A 21,528-nucleotide genomic window follows, 5' to 3' on the forward strand; every position below is an offset into this window, starting at 1 on the left:
CACCGCGTCCGGCTTCCAGACGAGCACTCAGGCCGCCGAGGCGGTGACTTCTGTTGCCTGCTGCAGCAAGAGAACGAAGCGGGCGCCGCCCTCGGGCCGGTTCTCAACGTGGAGCGTCCCCCCGGACTGGGTGACGTACCCGCGGCACAGGGCGAGTCCCAACCCGGTGCCCTTGCCCGGCGGTTTGGTGGTGAAGAAGGGCTCGAAGAGGCGCGGCAGCACCTCGGGAGGAATCCCCGGGCCGTTGTCCTCCACCTCCAACCGCACCCCGCCGTCCACCCGCCGGGCCCTCACCACGACACGGGCCGGACGGGGTGGGACCGCTGCCTCCACCGCGTCCGCCGCGTTCAGCAGCAGGTTCAACAGCACCTGCACCAGGTGACGCTGCCCCAGCTTCACCCTGGGCAGCTCCGGCCCCGCGTCCAGCACCACCTCGCCCAGGCCGCGCAGGCGCACCGAGGCCAGCCGTCGTGCCTCCTCCATGGCCTCCTTCGGCGAGCCCGCCTCCTCCCTTTCGTGCTCGCTTCCCTCCCGCGAGAAGCGCCGGAGATCCGTGACGATCTGCTGGATGCGCAGCAGGCCCTGCTCCGTCTCGCTCAGCACCTCGCCGAGCTCCACCGGGTCCGGCGGCGGGTCCTCACGCCGCAGCTCCTCCTTGAGGTAGCTCAGGTTGGCCTTCACGAAGGCCAGCGGATTGTTCACCTCGTGGGCCACTCCGGCGGCGAGCTGGCCCACCATCACCAGCCGCTCCACCTCGGCGCGCTCGCGCTCGGCGTGCAGCCGGAGGCGCTCGCTCCGCGCCAGTTGCTCCAGGGCCGCGAGCCGCTCCTCCTGTGCCACCCGCTCCGCCTCGCGCAGCCGCCGGTAGGTCTGGCTCCCGAAGGCGCCGATCATCCCGACGAGGCCGAAGGTGACCGCCCGTGGCACGAGGACGCCGGTGGGCACTTGCGCGAGCAGGTCCAACGCCACCACGGCGCCCACCGACGCTCCGAGGGTCAGCAGCATCGGCAGCAGGGAGTCCGGGGTGAACATCGCCAGGAGGAGGGGAATGGCGACGAGCAGTGCGAGGTAGGGGCTCGCGGGACCCCCGGTGAAGTGGATGATCGCCGTCACCGACGCCAGGCACACCAGCCCGGCCATCATGCCCGGGGACCACTCGGGCAGCACCCCCACTCCCAGGCCGATCAGCACGAAGCTCGTGCTCCAGGCGAGCTGCACCAGCGCCAGCCTCGGGTCGGGTTCGCCGGGCAGCAGGAACTCGTGCACCAGGAAGATCGTCAGGAGCAGCGCCGCGGAGACGAAGCAGCTCCGCCTCTTCACTCGGAGTTGGGCTTGGCGCGTGGCGTGATCCGCCGTCATCACGCCAAAAGGCTGCCATGTCGCCCTGAAGCCATGCGTCGAGGGCGGGGACGGTCACGCTTGCGTCATCCGGTTTACGACAAAGAAGTCTCAAGCCCTGAGAGCCAATTTCAATGCGCGTGTGAGTCGTTCACCTGGACCCGATATCCGCGCCGGCCCGATAATCGCGAGGGCATGGTTCCTCTCGTCTTGCTGGGATGTGGCTACACGTTGATACGGTTGGCACTTGTGGAGGCACGGCGCGGGCGCCCGGTGCTGGCGGTGACCCGGGACGAAGCGCGCCGCGAGGAGCTGTCCCGGGAGGGAGTCCAGCTTCCGTCCCTGGAGGAGGCCGTGGCGTCCGCGAAGGGGGCCCACGTGGTGGTCTCCATCCCACCGGAGGCCGGGCTCGATGCCTCCCTCTCCGAGTCCCTGTCGCGCGCTGGACCTGCCCGCCTAGTCTATCTCTCCTCGACGGGCGTCTACGGTGATGCGCGGGGACACGTGGACGAGTCCACCCCCATCGATACCGCTTCCACGCGCGCCCGGGGCCGCATCGACGCGGAGGCCCACTACCGCCGGCTCGGTGGCATCTCCCTGCGCATCGCGGGCATCTACGGTCCCGGCCGGGGCCTGCACGAGCGCCTCCGCGCGGGCACGCTCCGCATCCCCGAGAGCGGGGGAGGCCGCATCTCCCGGGTGCATGTGGAGGATCTGGTGGAGGCCCTCCGGGTGGTGCTGGAGCGGGGCGAGCCGGGAGGCACGTACTGCGTGGCGGACGACCGGCCGGCGACGCAGGCGGAGACGAGCACCTGGCTGTGCGCGCGGCTCGGGCTGCCGCCCCCACCGGCAGTGCCCCTGACTTCACTCCACGAGTCCCTGCGCGGGGACCGGGCCATCTCCAATGCCCGGCTGAAGGCGCTGGGATGGAAGCCGCGCTACCCGGATTTCGTCGCGGGTTTTTCGGCCCTCCTGGACGCCGGAGATTGAGCTGACGGGCCCGATTCCGGCTACTTACGGCGCCTTCTCATTCCATTTCACGACGATGCCACAGGCGCGGTAACAGTTCGCGCGCGCTCCGGTGTTCAAGTTCGCGCGAGGACGGAGGAAGGGACCGTTGGCCATTGACGTGGAAGCCTGCTACCGCCGGTACGGACCGATGGTGCTTCGGCGCTGCCGCTTCCTCCTGCGCGACGAGGAGAGGGCCGTGGATGCCATGCACGATGTATTCGTCCAGCTGCTCGACCATCAGGAGGCCCTGACGCAGACGGCGCCGTCGAGCCTGTTGCACCGCATGGCGACGAACGTGTGCCTCAACCGGATGCGCTCGGAGCGCCGGCGCCCGGCGGACGCGGACGAGGAGCTGCTGGTGCGCATCGCCTCGCTGGAGGACCTGGAGGCGCGCACGGGCGCGTCGGCGGTGCTGGACCGGCTCTTCGGACGCGAGCAGGTGTCCACGCGCACCATCGCCGTGCTGCACCTGGTGGATGGAATGACGTACGAGGAAGTGGCGAAGGAGGTGGGCCTCTCCGTCTCCGGCGTCCGCAAGCGCCTGCGCACCTTGCGCTCCCACCTGCAGGAACTGGAGGCCGCCTGACATGTCCCACCGCACGCCCGATTGGATGCTGGAGCGCATCGCCCTGGGGGAGCTGCCTCCCAAGGAGCTGGCCGCCGCCCGCGCGCGCCTGGCCTCGGAGCCCGGAGGACTCGAGCGGCTCGCGAAGCTGGAGGCGGATGATGGGGCCACGCTGGCGAAGCTCCCGCCGTCCCAGGTCGCCGCCGAGGTGGCTCGCCGCCGCCGCGTGGTGGAGGCCTCGCGCTCGGTGGAGGCCCGCTCCACCTCCCGGGGTTGGCTGCCCGCCGTCGCGCTGGGCGCCCCCGTGGCCGCGGGGCTCGCGCTGATGATGTTCTTCTCCCGGGAAGAGCTGCCCGAGCGGACCCGGCCGGAGGAGGTGGCGCTGCTCGAGACGACGCGCACCAAGGGGCTGGAGCCGAAGCTGCTCATCCACCGCCAGACGCGCGGCGAGCCCGAGCCGCTCGCGGACGCGGCCCGGGCGAGGCCTGGGGACGTGCTGCAGCTCAGCTACGTGTCCGCGGGCCGGCCCTACGGCGCGGTGTTGTCCGTCGATGGCCGGGGCTCCGTCACGCTGCACTACCCGGAGTCGCTCACCGGCTCGCTGGCGCTCGCGGGAGGCACGGTGTCGCTGTCGAGCGCCTATGAGCTGGACGACGCGCCCCTCTTCGAGCGCTTCTTCTTCGTCACCAGCACCGAGCCCTTCGACCTGAACGCGCTGATGGACGCGGCGCGCCAGCTGGCCCGCTCCCCCGAGGACGCCCGCCGCGCGCCGCTGTCCCTGCCGGAATCGCTTTCCCAGTCGTCCCTCACCCTGGAGAAGTCCCCGTGAAGCGAGCGCTCTTCGTCTCCCTGCTGCTCCTTCCCCTCCTGGCCTCCGCCGCCGCGCCGGACGCGGGCCCGGTGCCGGTGCGGCGCTTCGCGCTGCTGGTGGGCGTCAATGACGGTGGCCCCAGCCGCGTGCGCCTGCGCTACGCCATCTCCGACGCGAAGGCCGTGAGCCAGGTGCTCGGCGAGCTCGGCGGGGTGCTGCCCGGAGATCGCATCCTGGTGCTGGACGCGGACCGCGCGGGGCTGGAGGACGGGATGAACCGCCTCCGGCGGATGATCGACGCGGCGAAGTCCTCCGGCGGGCGCACCGAGGCGCTCCTCTATTACTCGGGCCACTCGGACGAGGAGGGCCTGATGCTGAAGCAGGACCGCTTCTCGTACCGGGAGCTGCGCCAGGCGTTGAACGCGCTGCCGGCGGACGTGCGCATCGCCATCCTGGACTCGTGCGCGTCCGGAGCGATGGCGCGGCAGAAGGGTGGGGTGCGGCGGCCGGCCTTCCTGGTGGACGCGTCGGCGTCCGTGCGGGGGCACGCCATCCTCACCTCGTCCTCGGAGGACGAGGTGTCCCAGGAGTCGGACCGCATCGGCGGCTCGTACTTCACGCACAACCTGGTGTCGGGCCTGCGCGGCGCGGCGGACCTGAGCGGGGACGGGCGGGTGACGCTCAACGAGGCGTACCAGTTCGCCTTCCACGAGACGCTCGCGCGCACGGAGAAGACGCGGTCCGGCGCGCAGCATCCGGCGTATGACATCGACCTGGCCGGTTCGGGCGACCTGGTGATGACCGAGCTGCGCACGAACACGGCGGGCCTCGTGCTGGCGGGCCCGCTCGATGGCCGGCTCTACGTGCGTGACGCGCCGGGCAACCTGGTGGTGGAGCTGGAGAAGCGGGCGGGACGTCCCACCGAGCTGGCCCTCCCACCCGGCCAGTACACGGTGACGCGCGAGCGGGAGGGGGCGGGCTCACGGGCGGCCTTCGCGCTCGCGGAGGGCCGGCGCACCTCGCTGGGCGAGAGCGACTTCTCCGGGATGGCGGGCGAGCCCACCGTGTCGCGCGGAGGGGGCGGGATGGCGGTGGAGGCCCCGGCGCGGCAGAGCTCGCGCCGGTTCCTCAACGTGGGCCTGGTGCCGCTGGTGCAGACGAACTCCGTGCTGGATGGCCCGGTGGACAACGACCTGTCGCTCTCCCTGCTCGTGGGCAGCTCGGCGCGGCTGAGCGGCGTGGCGTTCGCCATCCTCGGCCACTGGGCCACGGACGGCGTGTCGGGCGTGCAGCTCTCGACGTTGGCCAACGTGTCCGGCTCGGAGGTCCGCGGACTGCAGTCCTCCGTGGGGGCGAACTGGGCCTCGGGGAGTGTCCTCGGGGGACAGGCCTCGGTGGGCTTCAATCGGGCCGGAGGGGATTTCACCGGCCTCCAGGCCTCGGTGGGCGCCAACCTCGTCCACGGCCGGATGCGCGGCTTCCAGGGGGCGACGGCCGTGAACTGGGCGTCGATGGCCGAGGGTGTGCAGCTCTCCCTCGTCAACGTGGGAGGGGACGTGTCGGGCGCGCAGGTGGGCCTCCTCAACATCGCCCGTCGCATGAAGGGCCTTCAGTTCGGGCTCGTCAACGTGTCGAGCGACATGGATGGCATTCCCTTCGGGTTGGTCAGCGTGGCGGGAAATGGCCTGTTCCGCGTCGAGGTGACCGGGAGCGATCTGCACCCCCTCGACGTGGCGTTCAAGCTGGGCAGCAAGTCCTTCTACACGGTGTTCATGGGCGGCTACGGCACGCTGGTGGGGGGCGAGGCGCGCTGGTCGACGGGCCTGGGCTTCGGTGGGCACGTGTCGTTCGACCGCTGGTTCGTCGACCTTGACGCGGTGGGTCGCAGCGTCTTCGTGGGCAGGGCCACGGAGAGCAATTCCCTGCTGGCCCAGCTCCGGCTCCTCGGCGGCTTCCAGGTGGCGCCGCGCTTCGCGGTGATCGCCGGCCCCACGTTCAACACCGCCATCGCGCTCGACGGGAAGCCGATGCAGAAGATGAGCTTCATGTCCGGTGAAGTCCGGGGCGAGCTGGAGATGTGGCCCGGGTTCCAGGTGGGCATGCGCTTCTAGGTTTCCCGTTGCGCGAAGGGCCCCCCGACCTGTCAGGCTGTCTCATCCGGCGATAGAATGTGCCGGTGAGCACGGGCCGGCACGGAGCCGGCGGGAAGGGGGCATATGTCCAATCTGCTAGCGGCATTCAACGAGGGCGTGAGCCACTCGATGTCCGGCAACCACCAGGCCGCGATCCAGGTCTTCGACCGCCTTTTGGAGCAGGACCCCAGTGATGTGCTGGCGCTGAGCGCCAAGGGCTCCTCCCTGGTGAGTCTGGGGCGTCCGCGCGAGGCGCTGAAGTGCTTCGAGCGCGCCATCGATCTGGATCCGGAGACGGCCGAGCACTACCGCAACGCGGCCATCTGCCAGCTCGAGCTGGACGAGCCGGAGGCGGCCAGGGGTCTGCTGGAGGAGGCGCTTCAGCTCAACACGGAGAAGGCCTGGCGCGAGGGCACGGCGGTGGAGATCGCCAGCCTGGGCGAGGCGCTCCTGACGGAGTCGGGCAAGCACCGCACCCGGGGCATCGGCCTGACGGGCAAGGCGCGCTACCGCCACGCGCGCCACGTGCTGGAGATGGCGCTGGAGCTGCACCCGGGACTGGCGGAGGCGGCCAGGGCCCTGGCGGATGTCTGGGCGCACCTCGGGGACACCGAGAAGCGCGATCAGTACACCCAGCTGGCGGGCCGGCTGCTGCGCAGCGTCGCCAGCTGATTCAGAGGGCCCGCCACATGAGGTAGTGCGGGCCGATGCCGGCGAGCTCGAACTCCCCACCCTCCACGGTGAAGCCCAGCCGCCGGTAGAAACCCGCGGCCGTCGTGCGCGCGTTGCACCACAGCCGGGTGCCGCCATGACGCGCCGCGTGATCGATGCAGGCCTGTAGAAGGGCGGCGCCATTGCCCCGGCCCTGTTCGTGGGCGAGCACGGCCATGCCCCGCAGGCGCCACTCGGAGGGGGACTTCGAGCCCGGTTGGGGCTCGCGGTAGAGCGAGGCCACTCCGAGCTGCTGTCCCTCCACATACAGTCCCAGGTGGAGGGTGTCCGGAGCGTCATCCCCCGGGTAGACCAGCTCCTCGGGGCGCTGGTGAGGGCGGAGCACGACGTGGCGGAGGTGGCGGGTCTCGGCCGCGGAGATGGGGCGGATCTCGTACGGGGGCATGGGGTGGATTCTTCCGGAGGGGCGGAAAAATAGGGGAAATAATTCTCGGGTATGCCGCCAGCGGGGCTCGTGCGTCCTCTCCTGTGGAAACCGGGCAACGAGGTCCAACCTTGAAGGGCACCGCCATCATGGACGAGACGCCGCTGGGAGCGAGGGTCACCCCCCTCGACTTCGACGCGCTCGTGGAGCGCGAGCAGGCCGCCCTCCTGCGGCTGGCGCGGCGCCTCGTCTGGGACGGGGAGGAGGCGAGGGACCTGGTCCAGGCCACCCTGGCGGATGCCTACGAGAAGCGTCACACCCTGCGGGACGCCGGGGCCGGCCCCGCCTGGCTGCGGCGCATCCTCGTCTCACGCGCCATGGGCCTGCTGCGCCGGCGCCGGGTGTGGAGCGTCGTCCGGGAGGTGTTGGACCTGGGCCCGGCCCCACAACCCTCGCCGGAGGAGAGCTTCGCGGGGGTCGAGCGTTGGCGCGCCTTCGGCCGGGCCCTGCGGACGCTCCCGGCCCAGCAGGCCACGGCCTTCTCCCTCCGCTACCTGGAGGGGCTCGACCTCGATGCCATCGCCGACGCCATGAACGTCGCCCGCGGCACCGTCCGCATCCATCTCTACCGGGCGCTCCAGAAGCTCAAGGCCGCTGACGCCCTCCAAGGAGACACCCCATGAGCTGCCAGGACTTCACCGCGGCCCTCCTGGACGAGCGACTGCCCCGGCCTCCGGGCCTCCAGGCCCACCTGGAGCAGTGCGCCGGATGCCGGGCCCTCGCCGGCCTCCATGCGTCCGCCGCCTCGCTCCGCCTGCCCGAGCCACCGGCTCCGGCCACCGTCCCGCGCGAGGCCATCCTCGGCGAGGTGCGCCGCCGCCAGCACTTCCGCCGCGGGGTGGCCAGTGCCGCCGCCACCGCCGCCGTGGCCCTGCTGGTGCTGCTCGTTCCACCCCGGGCGGTGACGCCGGTGTCCGAGGAGGGCGGGCCCGTGGTGGGCGGCCCGGTCGAGGGCTCCCTGCGGGTCGAGCAGCCCGTGCGGACGGCGCCGGCCGCGCGGGGCGAGGTCCTCTCGCTCGGGGCGCTGTTCGACGAGGTGCACGGCTACACGCGCACCAACCCGAGCGTCGGGGACGCGATGTACCAGCCGTTCGGGATGCTCGCGGTCTGGGTGCGTCCGCCGGACGCCACGGCGCTCGACGCCGAGCCCTTCCAGACGGCCCTCGCGGCCTTCCATGTCTCGCGGTCGCAGTGAACCGAAGTAATGAAAGGAGCCGTACCATGATGAAGAAGCTGATGTGCGCCCTCGTGGTCCTCACCGCCGTGCCCGCGCTCGCCGAGGACAAGCAGGAGAAGCAGGACGTGCGCGTCTTCGTGCACGGTCCGCACGCCGCGCACGGTGGGATGGGCGTGGCGCCCATTCCTCCGCATCCCCCGATGCCGCCCTCGGCCCCGCTGGCGCCTCCGTCCTTCGGGATTCCCGCGGAGGTGGCGGCGAAGATCGGCCTGCCGCAGAACCTGGTGCAGAAGGTCCAGGATCTGTCCTTCGAGGCCAATGACGCGCTGATCGGCCTGGAGGCGGATCTGAAGAGGGCCCAGCTGAACCTGGAGCGCGAGCTGCGCCAGGCGAGCCCCAACGAGGGCACGGTGAAGGACCTGGTGGAGAAGGTGGGCCGCGCGGAGACGGCGGTGAGGCAGAACCGGGTGGGCTTGATGGTGGCCATCAAGAAGACGTTGGGCCCCGACTACTGGCAGAAGCTGGAGGCGGAGATGCCCCTGGGGATGGGAGGGGCCTTCCAGAGGCACTTCCGCCTCGAGCGGCGGATGGTGGCGCCTCCGGCCCCCGCCCAGGAGAGCCAGGGGCAGGGCGGCAAGCGCTGACGGTCCCACACTCCGCACCCGGGTCCCTCGCATCCCCCTGGCCAGAAGGCCATAGTTCAGGGCATGGACGCGGACAAGAAGGACCAACTGGATGCGGATGCGGCCCAGCTGCAACGGCTGGGATACGCGCAGCAGTTGCTGCGTGACATGGGCGGCTTCTCCAACTTCGCCGTCTCCTTCTCCATCATCTCCATTCTCACGGGAGCGGTGACGCTCTATGGCCATGGCCTGCGCTTCGGCGGGCCATTCGTCATGGCGGTGGGCTGGCCGTTGGTGGCGGTGATGACGCTGACGGTGGCGGCGAGCCTGGCGCAGCTGGCCTCCTCGTTCCCGACGGCGGGGGCGCTCTATCACTGGTCGGCCATGCTGGGAGGCCCGCGGGTGGGCTTCTTCACGGCGTGGCTGAACACCATCGGCCAGTTCGCGATTACAGCGGGCATCGACTACGGGCTGGCGGAGTTCGTGGCGGACATGTTGGGGTGGCCGAGGGAGTCGCGGAGCCACGTGCTGTCACTGTACGCGGCCATCCTGCTGTCACACGCCATCCTCAACCACGTGGGCGTGCGCGCGGTGGCGCTGCTCAACAACGTGTCGGCCTGGTACCACGTGGCGGGCGTGGCGGTGGTGATTGGAGCGCTGGTGGCCTTCGCGCCCAAGCAGGATCCGGGCTTCCTGCTCACGCGCTTCACCACGGAGGGCAACGTCTACGCGTACACCTTCCTGATCGGCCTGTTGCAGGCGCAGTGGACGTTCACGGGCTACGACGCGAGCGCCCACGTCTCCGAGGAGACGATGGATCCGACGCGCAACGCGCCCTGGGGCATCTTCCTGTCGGTGGCGGTGAGCGCGGTGGTGGGGTACGCGCTGCTGGTGGGGGTGACGCTGGCGATTGGAGATCTGCCGGCCGCGGCGGCCGCGCCCAACCCCTTCCTGCACGTGCTGCGCGAGTCCCTGGGGCCGGCGCTCGGCGGGGCGCTGGTGTGGATCGCGATCGGGGCCATGTGGTTCTGCGGGCTGTCCTCGGTGACGTCCAACTCGCGAATGCTCTTCGCGTTCGCGCGGGACGGGGGGCTGCCGGCCTCGGCGCACCTGGCGAGTGTGTCGCCCCGCTTCCGGAGCCCGCACGTGGCCATCTGGGTGTCGGTGGCGGCGGCCTTCGTGGTGGCCATCTGGAGTGGGGCCTACGCGGCCATGGTGGCGCTGAGCACGCTGGCCCTGTACGCCTCGTACGCACTGCCAGTGCTGGTGGGCCTGCTGGCGCGGAGAAACGGGACCTGGTCGCACCAGGGGCCGTGGGACCTGGGACGCTTCTCCACGCTGGTGAACGTGGTGGCGCTGGGGTGGTGCGCGGTGGTGATGGTGCTCTTCGTCCTGCCGCCCAACGAGCTGGCCGGGTACACGTTCGCCGGGGCGCTGGCCCTGCTGACTGTCTACTGGGTGGCATTCCAGCGGCATACCTTCGTGGGACCGAAGGTGACATTGCTCGCTCCGTCTCCAGTCATCGAGGCAAGTTCGGGGAAATGAGTCCGGGCGCGATCTGCTAGGAACGCGTAGGAACACAGGGAGAGAGTGCCCTTCCGAATCGGAGCCGCATCCATATGAGCAAGCGTCCGCAGTCCGCCGAGTCTTCCGAGCTGGTTGCCGCGGCGATGGCCATCGAGGAGGAGCTGCGCAAGTTCGAGACCCTGGCGGAGGAAGTGCGCACCGGGCCGCTCCGGTCGCAGAAGAACCTGGAGAAGATGGGGAAGCTGCTCAACTCGGTGGCGGACTGTGACGAGCGGATGGTGGCGCACATGCGCTCGTTGCTGGGGGTGTTGAACCAGTGGAGGGATCGCCAGCAGGCGCTGGCGGCGGAGGTGAACAGCCGGGCGTTGGAGCTGCAGGAGCGCACGAAGGTGTACCAGTCGCTGATGGAGCGCTTCGCGGCATTGGGGCAGGAGGCGGCGGCGCTGAGCGGGCACATGCAGGGGATCGCGAGCCAGACGCAGCAGGGGCAGCAGATGAAGGCGGAGGAGATCATCTCGTCGTTGCAGACGATGAACGATCGGATGACGCAGGTCGCGGAGAGCGCGGAGTCACTGGCGAGCGACGCGGCGGCGCAGGACTTCGCGGACATCTCGAGAGACGCGGAGTCGCTGAGGCAACAACTGCTATCAGCGAGGAACCGGGCGAACCTGTTGCAGCAGAAGCTCCACCCCGCGAACGCCTGAACCTGGTTTCGACCCTCTCCCTCTGGGAGAGGGACGGGGTGAGGGTATGGAGCCCCCCGGCATCCAACCCGAGTACCCTCAGCGGGAGGAGGCCCTGGGAATCCGGGTCCCGCCCATCTCGAGAACGAGCTTGAAGTGCTCGGGAGACACGGGAGCAACGCTCAACCGGCTCCGGGTGATGAGCGGAAAATCCTTCAGCTCGCGGGTGGACTTGATGGTGGAGAGGGTGACCGGCTCCTGGACGGGCACCAGGGGTCCCATATCGACGGAGGCCCAGTCCTCGCCGGGGGCGGTGGGGTCGGGGCCGGGGTTGGAGAGGACGCGAGCGACGCCCACGACGGCCTTGCCCTCGTTGGAGTGGTAGAAGAGACAGAGGTCGCCGGGCTTCATGGCCCGGAGGTTGTTACGGGCTTCGAAGCTGCGCACGCCGGTCCAGCTGGTCCTGCCGTCCTTCTCCAACTGGGAGTAGGGGTAGACGGAGGGTTCGCTCTTGATCAGCCAATACTGGGGTTTCGCCATGGCGGCGCATGGTAGAGCAGGGGGCGTGACCGTAGGAGAGGAGACCGTACCGCATGGCCATCCAGGGATACGACGCGCTCGACGCCACGGCACTCGCCGAGCTGGTGCGCAAGAAGGAACTGCACCCGAGCGAGCTGGTGGAGGAGACGATCTCGCGCATCGAGTCCGTGAACCCGAAGCTCAACGCGGTGGTTCACGAGATGTACGACCAGGCGCGCAAGACGGCGGCGGGTGCGCTCCCCGAGGGTCCATTCACGGGGGTGCCCTTCGTGGTGAAGGACCTGGACGGGTACGTGGCGGGGGTGCCCTATACGGGCTCGTGCAGGGCGTTGTTGAACTTCGTTCCCGACCATGACTCGGAGCTCATCGCGCGGTTCCGCCGGGCGGGAGTCATCCTCGTGGCGAAGACGAACACGCCCGAGCTGGGGATCCTCGGAACGACGGAGCCGGCGCTGCGAGGGCCGACGCGAAACCCCTGGAATCCGGAGCACTCGACGGGGGGCTCGAGCGGAGGCTCGGCGGCGTGCGTGGCGGCGCGGGTGGTGCCGATGGCGCATGCGGGTGACGGAGGGGGTTCCATCCGGATTCCGGCGTCGGCCTGTGGACTCTTCGGGCTCAAGCCGACCCGGGCGCGCAATCCGCTGGGGCCGATCATCGGCGAGTCGTGGGGAGGCTACGTCCAGCAGCACGTGTTGACGCGGAGCGTGCGGGACAGCGCGGCGATGCTCGATGCGACCCACGGCGCGGATCCGGGGGCGCCCTACGCGGCGCCTCCACCGGCGCGGCCCTTCCTCCAGGAGGTGGGGACGCCGCCGGGACGCCTGCGCATCGCGTTCTCCACCGGCTCGCTCTTCGGGAAGAACGTGCACCCGGACTGCGTCGCGGCGGTGAAGGACGCGGCGAAGCTCTGCCAGGAACTGGGCCACGAGGTCATCGAGGACGCCCCCCGGCTGGACTGGGGGGAGCTGGTGCGCGCGTACCTGGTGAACATCGCGGCCAACGTGACGGTGGATCTGGAGGAGATCTCCCGCAAGACGGGGAAGGCGCTCGACGCCAATGACTTCGAGCCGTCGACCTGGGCACTCGGACAGCTCGGCGGCATCCTCTCCGCGGCGGATCTCCAGCGCTCGCGCAATGCCACCCACCACGCGAGCCGGAAGGTCGCGGCCTTCTTCGAGCGGTACGATCTCTTCCTGGACGCGACGCTCGCATATCCGCCGGTGCGCATTGGCGAGCTGGCACTCAAGCCCACGGAGCTCGCGGCGCTGGCGGTACTGCGCAGGGTGCCGGTGAAGCCCGCCTTCCTGCGGATGCTGGACGAGCTCGCGGCCAGCAGTCTGGAGCGGACGCCCAACACGCAGCTCTTCAACCAGACGGGGCAGCCGGCCATGTCGGTGCCGCTGTACTGGAACGCGGCCGAGCTGCCCATCGGGGTGCAGTTCGCCGGGCGCTTCGGAGACGAGGCCACGCTGTTCCGGCTCGCGGCGCAGTTGGAACAGGCCCGCCCGTGGGCGGGGCGGACGCCCCTGGTCTCGGCCGGGAGCCGTTAGACTGGAAGGACAAGGGGGGCGTGCCTCATGGCGTCGGACAAGGCCGATCTCGCGGCGCGGCTCGTCGTGGCCCAGCGGGGAGATTCCGTTCTCGGGCTCTTCTTCCAGAGCGTCTTCGACCTCGTCCGGCAGCGGGCGGGGGAGGGGGGGCTGGAGAGGCTGCGAGCCGATGGGCTCTCACGGGACTACGGGGAGCTGCGCATGTACCCGGTGCAGGACTTCCTCCAACTGCTTTACGCCACCGGGGACGTGCTGGAGACCTCGTTCGGCTCCCCGGAGGCCGTCTTCCGGGCATGTGGGGAGCACGGCGTGGCGCGCTACGACTCCGGCCCGGGCCGCTTCGTCTTCGGCGTCATCGCCCGGGGGGATCCGCACAGGTTCTTCTCGGTGGTGCAACTGGGCTACAGCGGCGCGGTGACGTACGGGCGCCGCGAGTACCACCGCACCGGGCCGAAATCGGGCGTCATGTCCACCACGGGCGACATGGTGCCGCCGACCTACCATGAGGGGGTCCTCATCGGCGCGCTCCGGGTGCTCAAGCTCCAGGGGCGGGCCCAGGCGAGGCCTCAGTCCATCGACCGCGTGGAGTACGACATCTCCTGGTCGTGAGGGGGCCGTGCCCCCTCGGGCTGGCGGCTCGCTCAGGCCGCGCGTGAGGTGGAGATGGCGAGCGGCCGTGGCCCCGGCGTCCGGGCGGCCTTGTCGGGCTGGACCGTGAGCACCTTGAGCACCATGCGCGGGGAGAACATGGCGGTGGGTGACTCGATCATGTGCTGCACGCGCGCGAAGAGCCTCAGCGCCTCCTCGTCGTAGCCCGCGAGCTGCTGGAACCGGTTGCCGTACCAGTTCATCAGGGCGAACCCCGGCGGGCGCTTGCCCTCCACCTCGGGGAAGGCCAGATCGCCGGCCGTCGCGAGGGCCCAGGGCCCCGCGAGGATCTCTCCCGCCCGTCGGCGGTAGCGATCGGAGGCCCCGCGCACGCCCTGGCGCAGACACTCGCCCAGCGCCTCGGCCTGCATGGCGCCCGTGCTCATGCCCTGGCCGTAGATGGGATTGAACGAGCAGACGGCATCCCCCACCACGGCCAGCCCCTCGGGGAAGCGGGACATGCGCTCGTAGTGACGGCGCTGGTTATGAGGGAAGCGGTAGAGGTGGATGGGGCCGAGTGGCTCGGCGTTCTTGATGGCCTCGTACAGGTGCGGCTGGGGCAGGCCGCGGGCGAACTCGAGGAACGCCGCGTCCTCCGCCGTCGTGAGGCACTCGCCCAGCCAGCCGCCCACCAGCACCAGCCAGCGGTTGTCTTCGATCTCCTGGATGATGCCGAGCCGCCGTTCCTGCGTCAGCTTGGGAGCGATCGCCAGGGACCGCCACCCTGGCTCGAACCCCTGCGGCTGGCGGTAGAGACGGCTGGCGTAGCCCACGTTCACGTGGATGCGCGTCTCCTCCACGCGGGGGTAACCCAGCGCCTCGAGCCACTGGGGCGTGCGCGAGCCACGGCCGCTGGTGTCCACCACCAGGTCGGCCTCGAGCGTCTCCTCCTGCCCGCCGCCCGGAGCCTGCAACTGGAGTCCCGTGACGCGTGTCCGGTCTCCGCTCGTCTTCAATCCCACCGCTTCCCTGCCATCGAGGATGCGCACGTTGGGAAGGGCCTGGAGACGCTGACGGACGACCCACTCGAGCAGCAACCGGCTCAGGGAGGCGGCCTTCACGTCGCTGCGGAACCGTGGGCGCCAGCTGCCGGCCCCGAACGAGGCGGTGGTCTCGACCACGTCCAGGAACTCCACTCCGGTGGCCGTGATGTCCTCCTGGATGCCCGGGAAGATGCCGGCGAGGATGTCCATTCCCCGCGTGAGCAGACCATGGACGTGCTGCGCCTGGGGGACGCCCTTGCGCGGCAGCGGCCCGTCCGGGAAGCGATCGCGCTCCACGAGGGTGACGCGCTCGAAGTGGCGGGACAGCAGGCCGGCGGACATCAACCCGGCCATGCTGCCGCCATAGACGATGGCGTGCGTACCGGCGCGCGAGGAGGGAAGGGGCGTCGAAGTGCTCATACGGGATGTGAGCGTAGGAGACCTCGTGCTGGCCGTCGAATCGCGGAATTCGGGACCTGTTCCGTGAGTGCCTCCCGCAGGCCCGGATCGAAATCGGCTCCCGCGAGGAACACCTCGGCATGGCCGGTGCGGCCATGGGCCGCCGCCTCGCGCTGATGGAAGGCCGTCAGCGTGGGGCCCACGGCCTGGGCTCCACCGAACTGGAAGCCGACCTGGGTCCGGTAGCAGGTGCATCCGGTCACCTTGCGCGGCAGCTCGGCCGACACGTCCACCACCAGGGGCCGCAGGTCCGAGGGCAGCGCCGGATCGGGCCGGGCTCCGGGTTGGCGCACGGCATAGGGCGTGTCGCGGTACCACAGGGTGCGGGAGTCCCACGCTCCCAAGGACGGCATCAGCCGCGCCACCTGCACGTGGTCCACATGACTGCCCAGCGCTTGCGGTGCCAGCACGAGGTCCGGTTGCAGCTCGGCCAGCAGCGGCGCGAGCCGTTTCACCACCGCCGTGCCGATGCGATCGTCCTCGCGTGGCGGGGTGAAGAGGGCCGGCGCGCTGTCATAACCGCGGTGTGGCGCCTCCGGCAGGTTGGTCCACACCAGCACATCCACCTCCATCAGCTCCGCGAAGTCGCGATCCTCCTCGCGGCGCATCTCCATGTAGTCCACGTCCGGCGGGAGGCCCTTGTCCGTCTGACAGGCGAGCGCGAAGCCCGAGGGGTGGGGCACGGAGCGGGTGAAGACGGTGACGAGGGCCACCGTCCACCCCCGGGCCTTCAACCGGGCCAGGGTGCCACCGCAGGAGAAGGCGACGTCGTCCAGGTGGGGCGAGAGGAAGAGGGCGGTGCTCATAGCAGGTGGGGTGCGCTCCGGAAGCGGCAGGAGGGATCTGCGGTGTCCACGGTGGTGGCCGGGTCGTACAGCCGCGTCCAGCCCGTGTCCGGACCGGTGCCGGTGAGCTGGCCGTACACCTGCTGGATGCGCCGGCCCACGGCCTGCCACGAGTACAGCTCCCGCACCTCGGCGAGGGCCATGCGCGCCAGGCGGCGGCGCAGCTCCGGATCGTCCAGCATCCGGGCGATGGCATCGGCCAGGGCGCGGGCGTCCCGGGGCGGGACGAGCAGTGCGTTCCGGCCGTCCTCCAGGCAGTCCACCACGCCCACCGCTCGCGTGGAGACGATGGGCAGGCCGGTGGCCATGGCCTCGAGGATCGTGTTGGAGAAGCCCTCCGAGTACGTGGGCGAGACGAACAGGTCGCCGCGCCGGTACACGGCGGGCGCGTCGTCGTAGGAGGCATGGCCGGTGAGCTCGACGCTGTCACGCAGCCCCAGCGTGGTCACCCGGTTGCGCACGGCGTTGAGGTCCGGGCCGATGCCGGACACCACCAGCTTCAGCTCGCGGCCGTTGCGCGTCAGCATGCGCATCGCGTCCAGCAGCTCCATCACGCCTTTCCGCGCGTCCACGCGGCCGTGGTAGAGCAGCACCGGCGGATTTCCCATCGCGCCGAGAGAGGGCTCGTCACGCGGGTGGAAGCGGCGCGTGTCGGTGGCGCCGGGCACGAGGGTGAAGCGCTCCAGCGGCGTCCCGTGGTGGCCCCGCACCTCCTCGGCGAAGGAGCGGCTGCCGATGAGCAGCGCCCCGGCGTGGCCCAGCACCGCCAGCATGGCCTGCTTGTGTGTCCCGCAGCAGGTGCCCACCCAGTGGCCGTCACCGCCCTGGATGGACACCACGTTGGGCAGCCCGAGCCGCCGGCTCGCCTCCAGCGCGGCCAGCCCGCACGGGTAGCCGTACTGCGCGTGGATGAGGTCGAACGGACGCCGCCGGTGCTCGCGCTCCACGGTGGCCACCATGTCCTCGACGTCCTGCTCGAAGCTGGCCGGCAGACCGTCGCCGACGCGCTGCTCGCCCAGGGACTCGCGGCCCAACACCTTGACACCGGGGACATGAGGCGGAGGCCCGCCGCCGTACACCGAGACACCCGCCCGGTCATTGCGGTACTGGCTGACCATCGTCACGTCGTGACCACAGTCCGCCAGCTCCCGCACCAGGTTGAGGGCGTAGACGCTCATCCCCGAGATGGCCGGGAAGAAGCGCCGGGAGATGAAGCAGACCCGCAGCGAGTTCCCGCCGCTCATGCCGCCACCTCCGCGTCCGAGGGCATGTGGGCCCGCAGCCACTCGCGAGCCTGGGGCACCATGGCGTGCGCGCGGTGCGAGTCGCGCGACAGCTCGACGCACACGAGCTTGTCGAAGCGGACCTCCACCAGCGCCCGGAGCACCGAGGCCACATCCAGGTCTCCCTCGCCGAAGGGCAGGTGCTCGTGCACGCCGCGCTTCATGTCCTCCAGCGCCACCGTGCCCAGCACCGGCGCCAGCTCGCGCACCGCGTCCGCGGGCACCCGCTCCTGCGTCACCATCAGGTGTCCCACGTCCAGCGCCAGCCGGATGGGGGCCGCGCCGCGCCGTGCCACCTCCTCCTGGAGGCGGCGCCACTCGTCCACCGTCTCCACCCGCATGCCCGGCTCCGGTTCCACCGCGGCCACCACGCCGCGCGACGCCGCGTAGTCGGACAGCCGGGCCACGCCATCCACGAGCCAGCCCCAGGCCGCCTCCGCGTCCACTCCGGGCTGGGGCACTCCGGCCCAGAAGGACACCGCCTCGCCCCGGCAGATGGCGCAGATGTCCACCGCCCTCCGGAGGAAGTCGAGCCGCCGCTCGCGGCCCTCCGGTTCCGGGGTGATCAACGTGGGCTCGTGCTTGGCCCGTGGCTCCAGCAGGAAGCGCGCGCCCGTCTCCACCACCAGCCCCAGGCCGAGCCGCTCCAGCAGGCCCGCCAGCATCTCGGCGCGGTGTCCCAGCCGGGGCGCGAAGGGATCGAAGTGGTGATGATCCAGCGTGAGGGCGACGCCGTCGTAGCCGCTGTCGGCGATGAGCCGCAGCGCGTCCTGGAAGCGGTGATGGGCGGTGCCGTTGGTGTTGTAGGCGAAGCGCAGGCTCATGACAGACCTCCCCCGAAGCGGCGGCCGCGCAGCACCTGCTGCACGCTGTGGCGGCCCGGCTCGCGGTAGAGCGAGTACAGGCGCCCCACGCGCTGCTCGGCCAGGCGGACGTTGAACCAGGCCGGTCCTCCCAGCCGCTCCTCGGCGGCGGGCGTCAGGCGTACGGGCCGGGCGCCCTCCGGAGGCGTGCCGAGCCCGGCGAGCGGATCCTCGCGCGCCATCAGCCGGGCCACGTTCCGCTCACCGATGCGGTAGTAGGTCATCGTCTCCACCTCGAGTCCCGGCACGAGCACCTTGACCACGTGGATGGAGCGGTCCGGTGGAGACATGTCGGCCACGAGGATGTCGAAGCCGGCGGAGCGCAACTGATCCACCACCTGCTGGCAGCGGACCGCCGGATTCTCGGCGACCTGGACGCGGGGGAGGTCGGTGAAGCGCACCTTGCGGTTGCACGAGACCGTGCAGGCCGTCAGCGCGCGCAGCGCGTCCGCGGACATCCGGGCCCACTCGACCATGCCGTGCAGGGCGCGTTGCTCCTCCCGGTCCACGTTCACCTGGGGGAGGAACTGCTCCAGGTAGCCGGGAGGGGCGACGCGGGCCACGTGCTCCAGCGGCCCGTGCATGAAGGCCTTGCGTGCTCGCGAGCCGGCGTACTCCAGCAGGGCCTTGCGCAGGGCACGTTCCCGGTCCGGATCGGCCGCCTCTCCGCAGGCCGTCACCATCAGGGGCTGATCGCCCACGTGGGGATCCCTCGCCACCACGTACAGGTTCACCAGGCCGAACTCGGTGGTGGCCAGCTTGGGAATCACCTCGATGCCGAGCTGCCGGTAGCGCTCCAGCAGGGCCCGGACGTCGGGGGACAGCTCCGCCCCCTCCAGGTCGAGCACGACGCCCTGATCCATGGCGCGGAAGCACAGGCCATTGCCGTCGCGCTGGAGCAGCTCCAGCAGGGCGTGGGCCAGGGCCTGAGGGCGGGTGAGGCCGGCGCCCTGGCCGTTGGTGATGGGGAGGATGAGCGCTGATGAGCGGCCGTGGAGCTGGCTGGGATGGATGGCGACGTACTCCTCGGGCACCAGCACGGGCTCGCTGGTGGACAGCCGCCGCATCTGCACCCAGGTGAGCAGCATGTCCGGATGGTAGGGGCTACCGGCCGGCAGGCTCAGCGTGAGCGGATCCGCCACTCCGGACTTCCCGCGCGAGCGCACCAGCTCGGTGTAGCTGCCATGGAAGCGGGGGAGGGTGGCCAGGGCGCGCTCGGCGAAGACCTCCTCGGCCAGCTCGCCGATGGCGCTGACCATGCCTTCCTCCTCGGTGGCGCCGTACCCGTGGGAGGTGATCCACGGTCCGCCCACCATGCGCAGGCTGGAGGCCACCACCGGGATGCCGACGCGATCGATGGCATCGTCCCGGAACAACGACAGCTCTCCGGGCGGCATGGCCCGGGCGTAGGCGTCTCGTGCTGCTCTCAGGCTCATGTCAGTTCCTCCAGGGCAATGGGCCGGGTGTGAGGCATTCCGGCGAGCAATCGATCGAACAGGGCCAGCGCATGGGCGCGGGTGACGCCTCGGGCCGGTTCGAAGGGGGTGAAGACGTTCTCGAAGGGAAGCCGCTCGAGCACCGCGCGGTAGCGGCGCAGCTCGCCGTGGCTCAGGGGGATGGCGGCGTGGAAGCCCTTGTGGCTCGAGAGCGCCACCGGCCGGCCCCGGGAGTCCAGCTCCACCTTGAGGACGTCTCCGCAGAAGAGCGAGCGCGTGCGCGCGTCGTACAGCACGCACTGGCCCTCGTAGTGGCCGCCCACGCAGTGCAGCGTGAGGCCGGGGGCCAGCTCGTGCTCGTCGTCCACGGGCCAGCGGACCTGGAAGGCCTTGGTGTAGGGCACCGCGTCGCGGTGCAGCACGAGCAGCGGATCGAACCGCTCCTGCAACTGCCACAGCGCGCCGAAGCCGTGGGGATGCGAGGCGGACAGCACCTGGATGCCCCCCAGCGAGGCGAGGTGCTCCAGCGCCCGCCGCGAGTACCAGGGGGCACCCTCGAAGGCCACGTTGCCCTCGGGCCGCCGCAGCAGCCAGCCGGTGCCGCCCAGCCCGAAGCTTGGGGTGCACTGGAAGCCGAGCACTCCCGGCAGCGCCTCGTACCAGGAGGTCTCCAACGACTCCGCCACCTGGGCGGCGGAGCGGAACTCCCAGCCGTTCTCGGGCAGGGCGTTGCGCACGTCCATGCAGATGGGACAGTGCGGAGGCCGCTCGTGGACGAACCACGGCTGCCAGGAGCCGCAGTTGCAGCAGGCGTAGCGGCTCAACGGCATGGTGCGGCCTCCCAGGCGTGGGGCTCGCACGCCTGGCTCAGCAGGTTGAGCAGGCGCACGTCCCGCTCGGGCGCGAAGGGATAGGGGCGGCCCGCCAGCACGCAGGAGGAGAAGGCCTCCACCTGGTGGAGGAAGGGGCTCCGGTCCTCCTCGGGGGAGATGGGCACCACGGTCTCCACGCCGGTGGCCGCCTCCGTGAGCGTCAGTGTGCCGCCGGGCGTCTGGCCCATCGTCTTGCAGGCCAGCGCACGGGCCCGGGTGCCGATCAGCTCCAGGGTGCGGCGCGGGTAGGTGTCCGGGCAGTTGTAGGCCACCTGAAGCAGGCCCAGGGTGCCGCTGCGGAACCTCCCCATGAGCATGGCGCCGTCATCCACCGGGTAGTCATGGACGCGCCGCTGCATCAGGGCCGTGAGGGACGTCCACTCGTCGTCCAGCAGCACCTCCAGCAGATCGATTCCGTGGGGTGCCAGGTCGATCATCGCGCCGCCCCCCGCCTGGTGCGGGTCGATGCGCCAGTTGCGCGGCGCCCAGTCGCGAGGCAGCCAGCAGGCGTAGTGGATGCGCGCCTGGGTGATGGTGCCGAGCACGCCCTCGCGCACCAGGGTGCGCAGCTTCCGGTGGGCGGCGTGGTGGCGCTGGTCGAAGGCGGTGGCGTACTGGACGCCCGCGCGCCGGCACGCCTTCACCATGAGGCGGCCCTCCTCGGGGCGGATGGCCATGGGCTTCTCGCACAGCACGTGCCTGCCGGCGGCGGCGCAGGCCACCGTCACCTGCGCGTGCACGTGGTTGGGCGTGGCCACGTAGACGGCCTCCACCTCCGGGTGGGCCAGCACCTCCTCCAACCGTGTGTACCGGGCCGCGCCGTCACCGGGCATGCGCGCCAGCGATTCGGAATCCGGATCGCACAACGCCACCAGCCGGGCATTGCCCGCCTGCGACAAGGCTGGTGCCACATAGTCTCGGGCCACCCAACCACAGCCCACGATGGCCCACCCGAGCCGCCGCGAGCCCTGGAGCGTACGTTCCATGAGCACACCTCTCGAAAGTTCATGGCCCGAGGAGGGCCGT

The 21,528-nt window shown here is 70.8% G+C and carries 22 protein-coding genes; 12 read left to right on the plus strand and 10 right to left on the minus strand.

All coding sequences use genetic code 11. From position 1 onward, the window contains the following. Positions 1 to 27: 27 nt before the first annotated feature. Entirely contained in the window at positions 28 to 1,320 is a 1,293-nt protein-coding gene (locus NR810_RS41990; RefSeq protein WP_326522542.1) for a sensor histidine kinase, read from the minus strand. Positions 1,321 to 1,533: 213 nt separating this feature from the next. Here NR810_RS41990 and NR810_RS41995 point away from each other — a divergent pair, with 213 nt between their 5' ends. The 5 genes from NR810_RS41995 (at position 1,534) to NR810_RS42015 (ending at position 6,529) form a co-directional block, all read left to right on the plus strand. After that, positions 1,534 to 2,328, plus strand: a complete 795-nt coding sequence (locus NR810_RS41995; RefSeq protein ID WP_257460933.1) for an NAD-dependent epimerase/dehydratase family protein — start codon at positions 1,534 to 1,536, stop codon at positions 2,326 to 2,328. 127 nt (positions 2,329 to 2,455) lie between these two features. Then, positions 2,456 to 2,935 (plus strand): RNA polymerase sigma factor, encoded by a 480-nt coding sequence (locus tag NR810_RS42000; RefSeq protein ID WP_257460935.1) that lies wholly within the window; start codon positions 2,456 to 2,458, stop codon positions 2,933 to 2,935. Position 2,936: 1 nt separating this feature from the next. Then, entirely contained in the window at positions 2,937 to 3,743 is an 807-nt protein-coding gene (locus NR810_RS42005) for a DUF4384 domain-containing protein (protein ID WP_257460937.1), read from the plus strand. After that, positions 3,740 to 5,836 (plus strand): caspase family protein, encoded by a 2,097-nt coding sequence (locus NR810_RS42010; protein WP_257460938.1) that lies wholly within the window; start codon positions 3,740 to 3,742, stop codon positions 5,834 to 5,836. The genes NR810_RS42005 and NR810_RS42010 overlap by 4 nt, the downstream gene beginning before the upstream one ends. 105 nt (positions 5,837 to 5,941) lie before the next feature. Then, entirely contained in the window at positions 5,942 to 6,529 is a 588-nt protein-coding gene (locus NR810_RS42015) for a tetratricopeptide repeat protein (RefSeq protein ID WP_257460940.1), read from the plus strand. A 1-nt stretch (position 6,530) separates the two neighbouring features. On the opposite strand, the gene NR810_RS42020 is transcribed toward NR810_RS42015, so the two are convergent. Continuing rightward, positions 6,531 to 6,974: a GNAT family N-acetyltransferase gene (locus NR810_RS42020; RefSeq protein WP_257460941.1), complete on the minus strand. Its 444-nt coding sequence runs from the start codon at positions 6,972 to 6,974 to the stop codon at positions 6,531 to 6,533. Positions 6,975 to 7,084: 110 nt separating this feature from the next. On the opposite strand from NR810_RS42020, the gene NR810_RS42025 reads away from it, so the two are divergent. From NR810_RS42025 to NR810_RS42045, 5 genes are all read left to right on the plus strand, one after another. Then, positions 7,085 to 7,636 (plus strand): RNA polymerase sigma factor, encoded by a 552-nt coding sequence (locus NR810_RS42025; RefSeq protein ID WP_257460942.1) that lies wholly within the window; start codon positions 7,085 to 7,087, stop codon positions 7,634 to 7,636. Further along, positions 7,633 to 8,208 carry a hypothetical protein gene (locus NR810_RS42030; protein ID WP_257460944.1) on the plus strand — a complete coding sequence of 192 codons (576 nt, stop codon included), beginning with the start codon at positions 7,633 to 7,635 and terminating at the stop codon, positions 8,206 to 8,208. The genes NR810_RS42025 and NR810_RS42030 overlap by 4 nt, the downstream gene beginning before the upstream one ends. 26 nt (positions 8,209 to 8,234) lie before the next feature. Beyond that, the gene (locus NR810_RS42035) at positions 8,235 to 8,834 is read left to right on the plus strand and encodes a hypothetical protein (protein WP_257460945.1); all 600 of its coding nucleotides are present in this window, start codon (positions 8,235 to 8,237) and stop codon (positions 8,832 to 8,834) included. Between the two features lie 63 nt (positions 8,835 to 8,897). After that, positions 8,898 to 10,358 carry an amino acid permease gene (locus NR810_RS42040; protein WP_257460950.1) on the plus strand — a complete coding sequence of 487 codons (1,461 nt, stop codon included), beginning with the start codon at positions 8,898 to 8,900 and terminating at the stop codon, positions 10,356 to 10,358. Between the two features lie 74 nt (positions 10,359 to 10,432). Next, complete coding sequence (locus NR810_RS42045) at positions 10,433 to 11,044, plus strand: hypothetical protein (RefSeq protein ID WP_204219581.1); 612 nt, start codon at positions 10,433 to 10,435, stop codon at positions 11,042 to 11,044. 78 nt (positions 11,045 to 11,122) lie between these two features. On the opposite strand, the gene NR810_RS42050 is transcribed toward NR810_RS42045, so the two are convergent. Beyond that, a complete protein-coding gene (locus NR810_RS42050; protein ID WP_257460953.1) occupies positions 11,123 to 11,563 on the minus strand; it encodes an EVE domain-containing protein in 441 nt (146 codons plus the stop codon). Between the two features lie 53 nt (positions 11,564 to 11,616). Here NR810_RS42050 and NR810_RS42055 point away from each other — a divergent pair, with 53 nt between their 5' ends. Together NR810_RS42055 and NR810_RS42060 are read left to right on the plus strand one after the other, a co-directional pair. After that, positions 11,617 to 13,113 (plus strand): amidase, encoded by a 1,497-nt coding sequence (locus NR810_RS42055; protein WP_257460954.1) that lies wholly within the window; start codon positions 11,617 to 11,619, stop codon positions 13,111 to 13,113. 27 nt (positions 13,114 to 13,140) lie between these two features. Next, entirely contained in the window at positions 13,141 to 13,722 is a 582-nt protein-coding gene (locus NR810_RS42060; RefSeq protein ID WP_257460958.1) for a DUF2378 family protein, read from the plus strand. Positions 13,723 to 13,754: 32 nt separating this feature from the next. On the opposite strand, the gene NR810_RS42065 is transcribed toward NR810_RS42060, so the two are convergent. From NR810_RS42065 to NR810_RS42095, 7 genes are read right to left on the minus strand one after another with little or no spacing between them, the layout of a single operon-like run. After that, positions 13,755 to 15,164 carry an FAD-dependent oxidoreductase gene (locus NR810_RS42065; protein ID WP_257460961.1) on the minus strand — a complete coding sequence of 470 codons (1,410 nt, stop codon included), beginning with the start codon at positions 15,162 to 15,164 and terminating at the stop codon, positions 13,755 to 13,757. Further along, positions 15,161 to 16,009 carry a PIG-L deacetylase family protein gene (locus tag NR810_RS42070; RefSeq protein WP_257460963.1) on the minus strand — a complete coding sequence of 283 codons (849 nt, stop codon included), beginning with the start codon at positions 16,007 to 16,009 and terminating at the stop codon, positions 15,161 to 15,163. The genes NR810_RS42065 and NR810_RS42070 overlap by 4 nt, the downstream gene beginning before the upstream one ends. Next, entirely contained in the window at positions 16,006 to 17,292 is a 1,287-nt protein-coding gene (locus NR810_RS42075; protein WP_257460964.1) for a glycosyltransferase family 4 protein, read from the minus strand. Before NR810_RS42075 ends, NR810_RS42070 begins: the two co-directional genes overlap by 4 nt. Beyond that, a complete protein-coding gene (locus NR810_RS42080) occupies positions 17,289 to 18,155 on the minus strand; it encodes a sugar phosphate isomerase/epimerase family protein (RefSeq protein WP_257460965.1) in 867 nt (288 codons plus the stop codon). Before NR810_RS42080 ends, NR810_RS42075 begins: the two co-directional genes overlap by 4 nt. Further along, positions 18,152 to 19,630 carry a YcaO-like family protein gene (locus NR810_RS42085; RefSeq protein ID WP_257460967.1) on the minus strand — a complete coding sequence of 493 codons (1,479 nt, stop codon included), beginning with the start codon at positions 19,628 to 19,630 and terminating at the stop codon, positions 18,152 to 18,154. Before NR810_RS42085 ends, NR810_RS42080 begins: the two co-directional genes overlap by 4 nt. Further along, entirely contained in the window at positions 19,627 to 20,460 is an 834-nt protein-coding gene (locus NR810_RS42090; protein WP_257460968.1) for an MBL fold metallo-hydrolase, read from the minus strand. Before NR810_RS42090 ends, NR810_RS42085 begins: the two co-directional genes overlap by 4 nt. Then, positions 20,451 to 21,488, minus strand: a complete 1,038-nt coding sequence (locus tag NR810_RS42095; RefSeq protein ID WP_257460969.1) for a Gfo/Idh/MocA family protein — start codon at positions 21,486 to 21,488, stop codon at positions 20,451 to 20,453. The genes NR810_RS42090 and NR810_RS42095 overlap by 10 nt, the downstream gene beginning before the upstream one ends. Positions 21,489 to 21,528: the final 40 nt, after the last annotated feature.

The organism is Archangium lipolyticum, from assembly GCF_024623785.1.
Classification (GTDB): Bacteria; Myxococcota; Myxococcia; order Myxococcales; family Myxococcaceae; genus Archangium; species Archangium lipolyticum.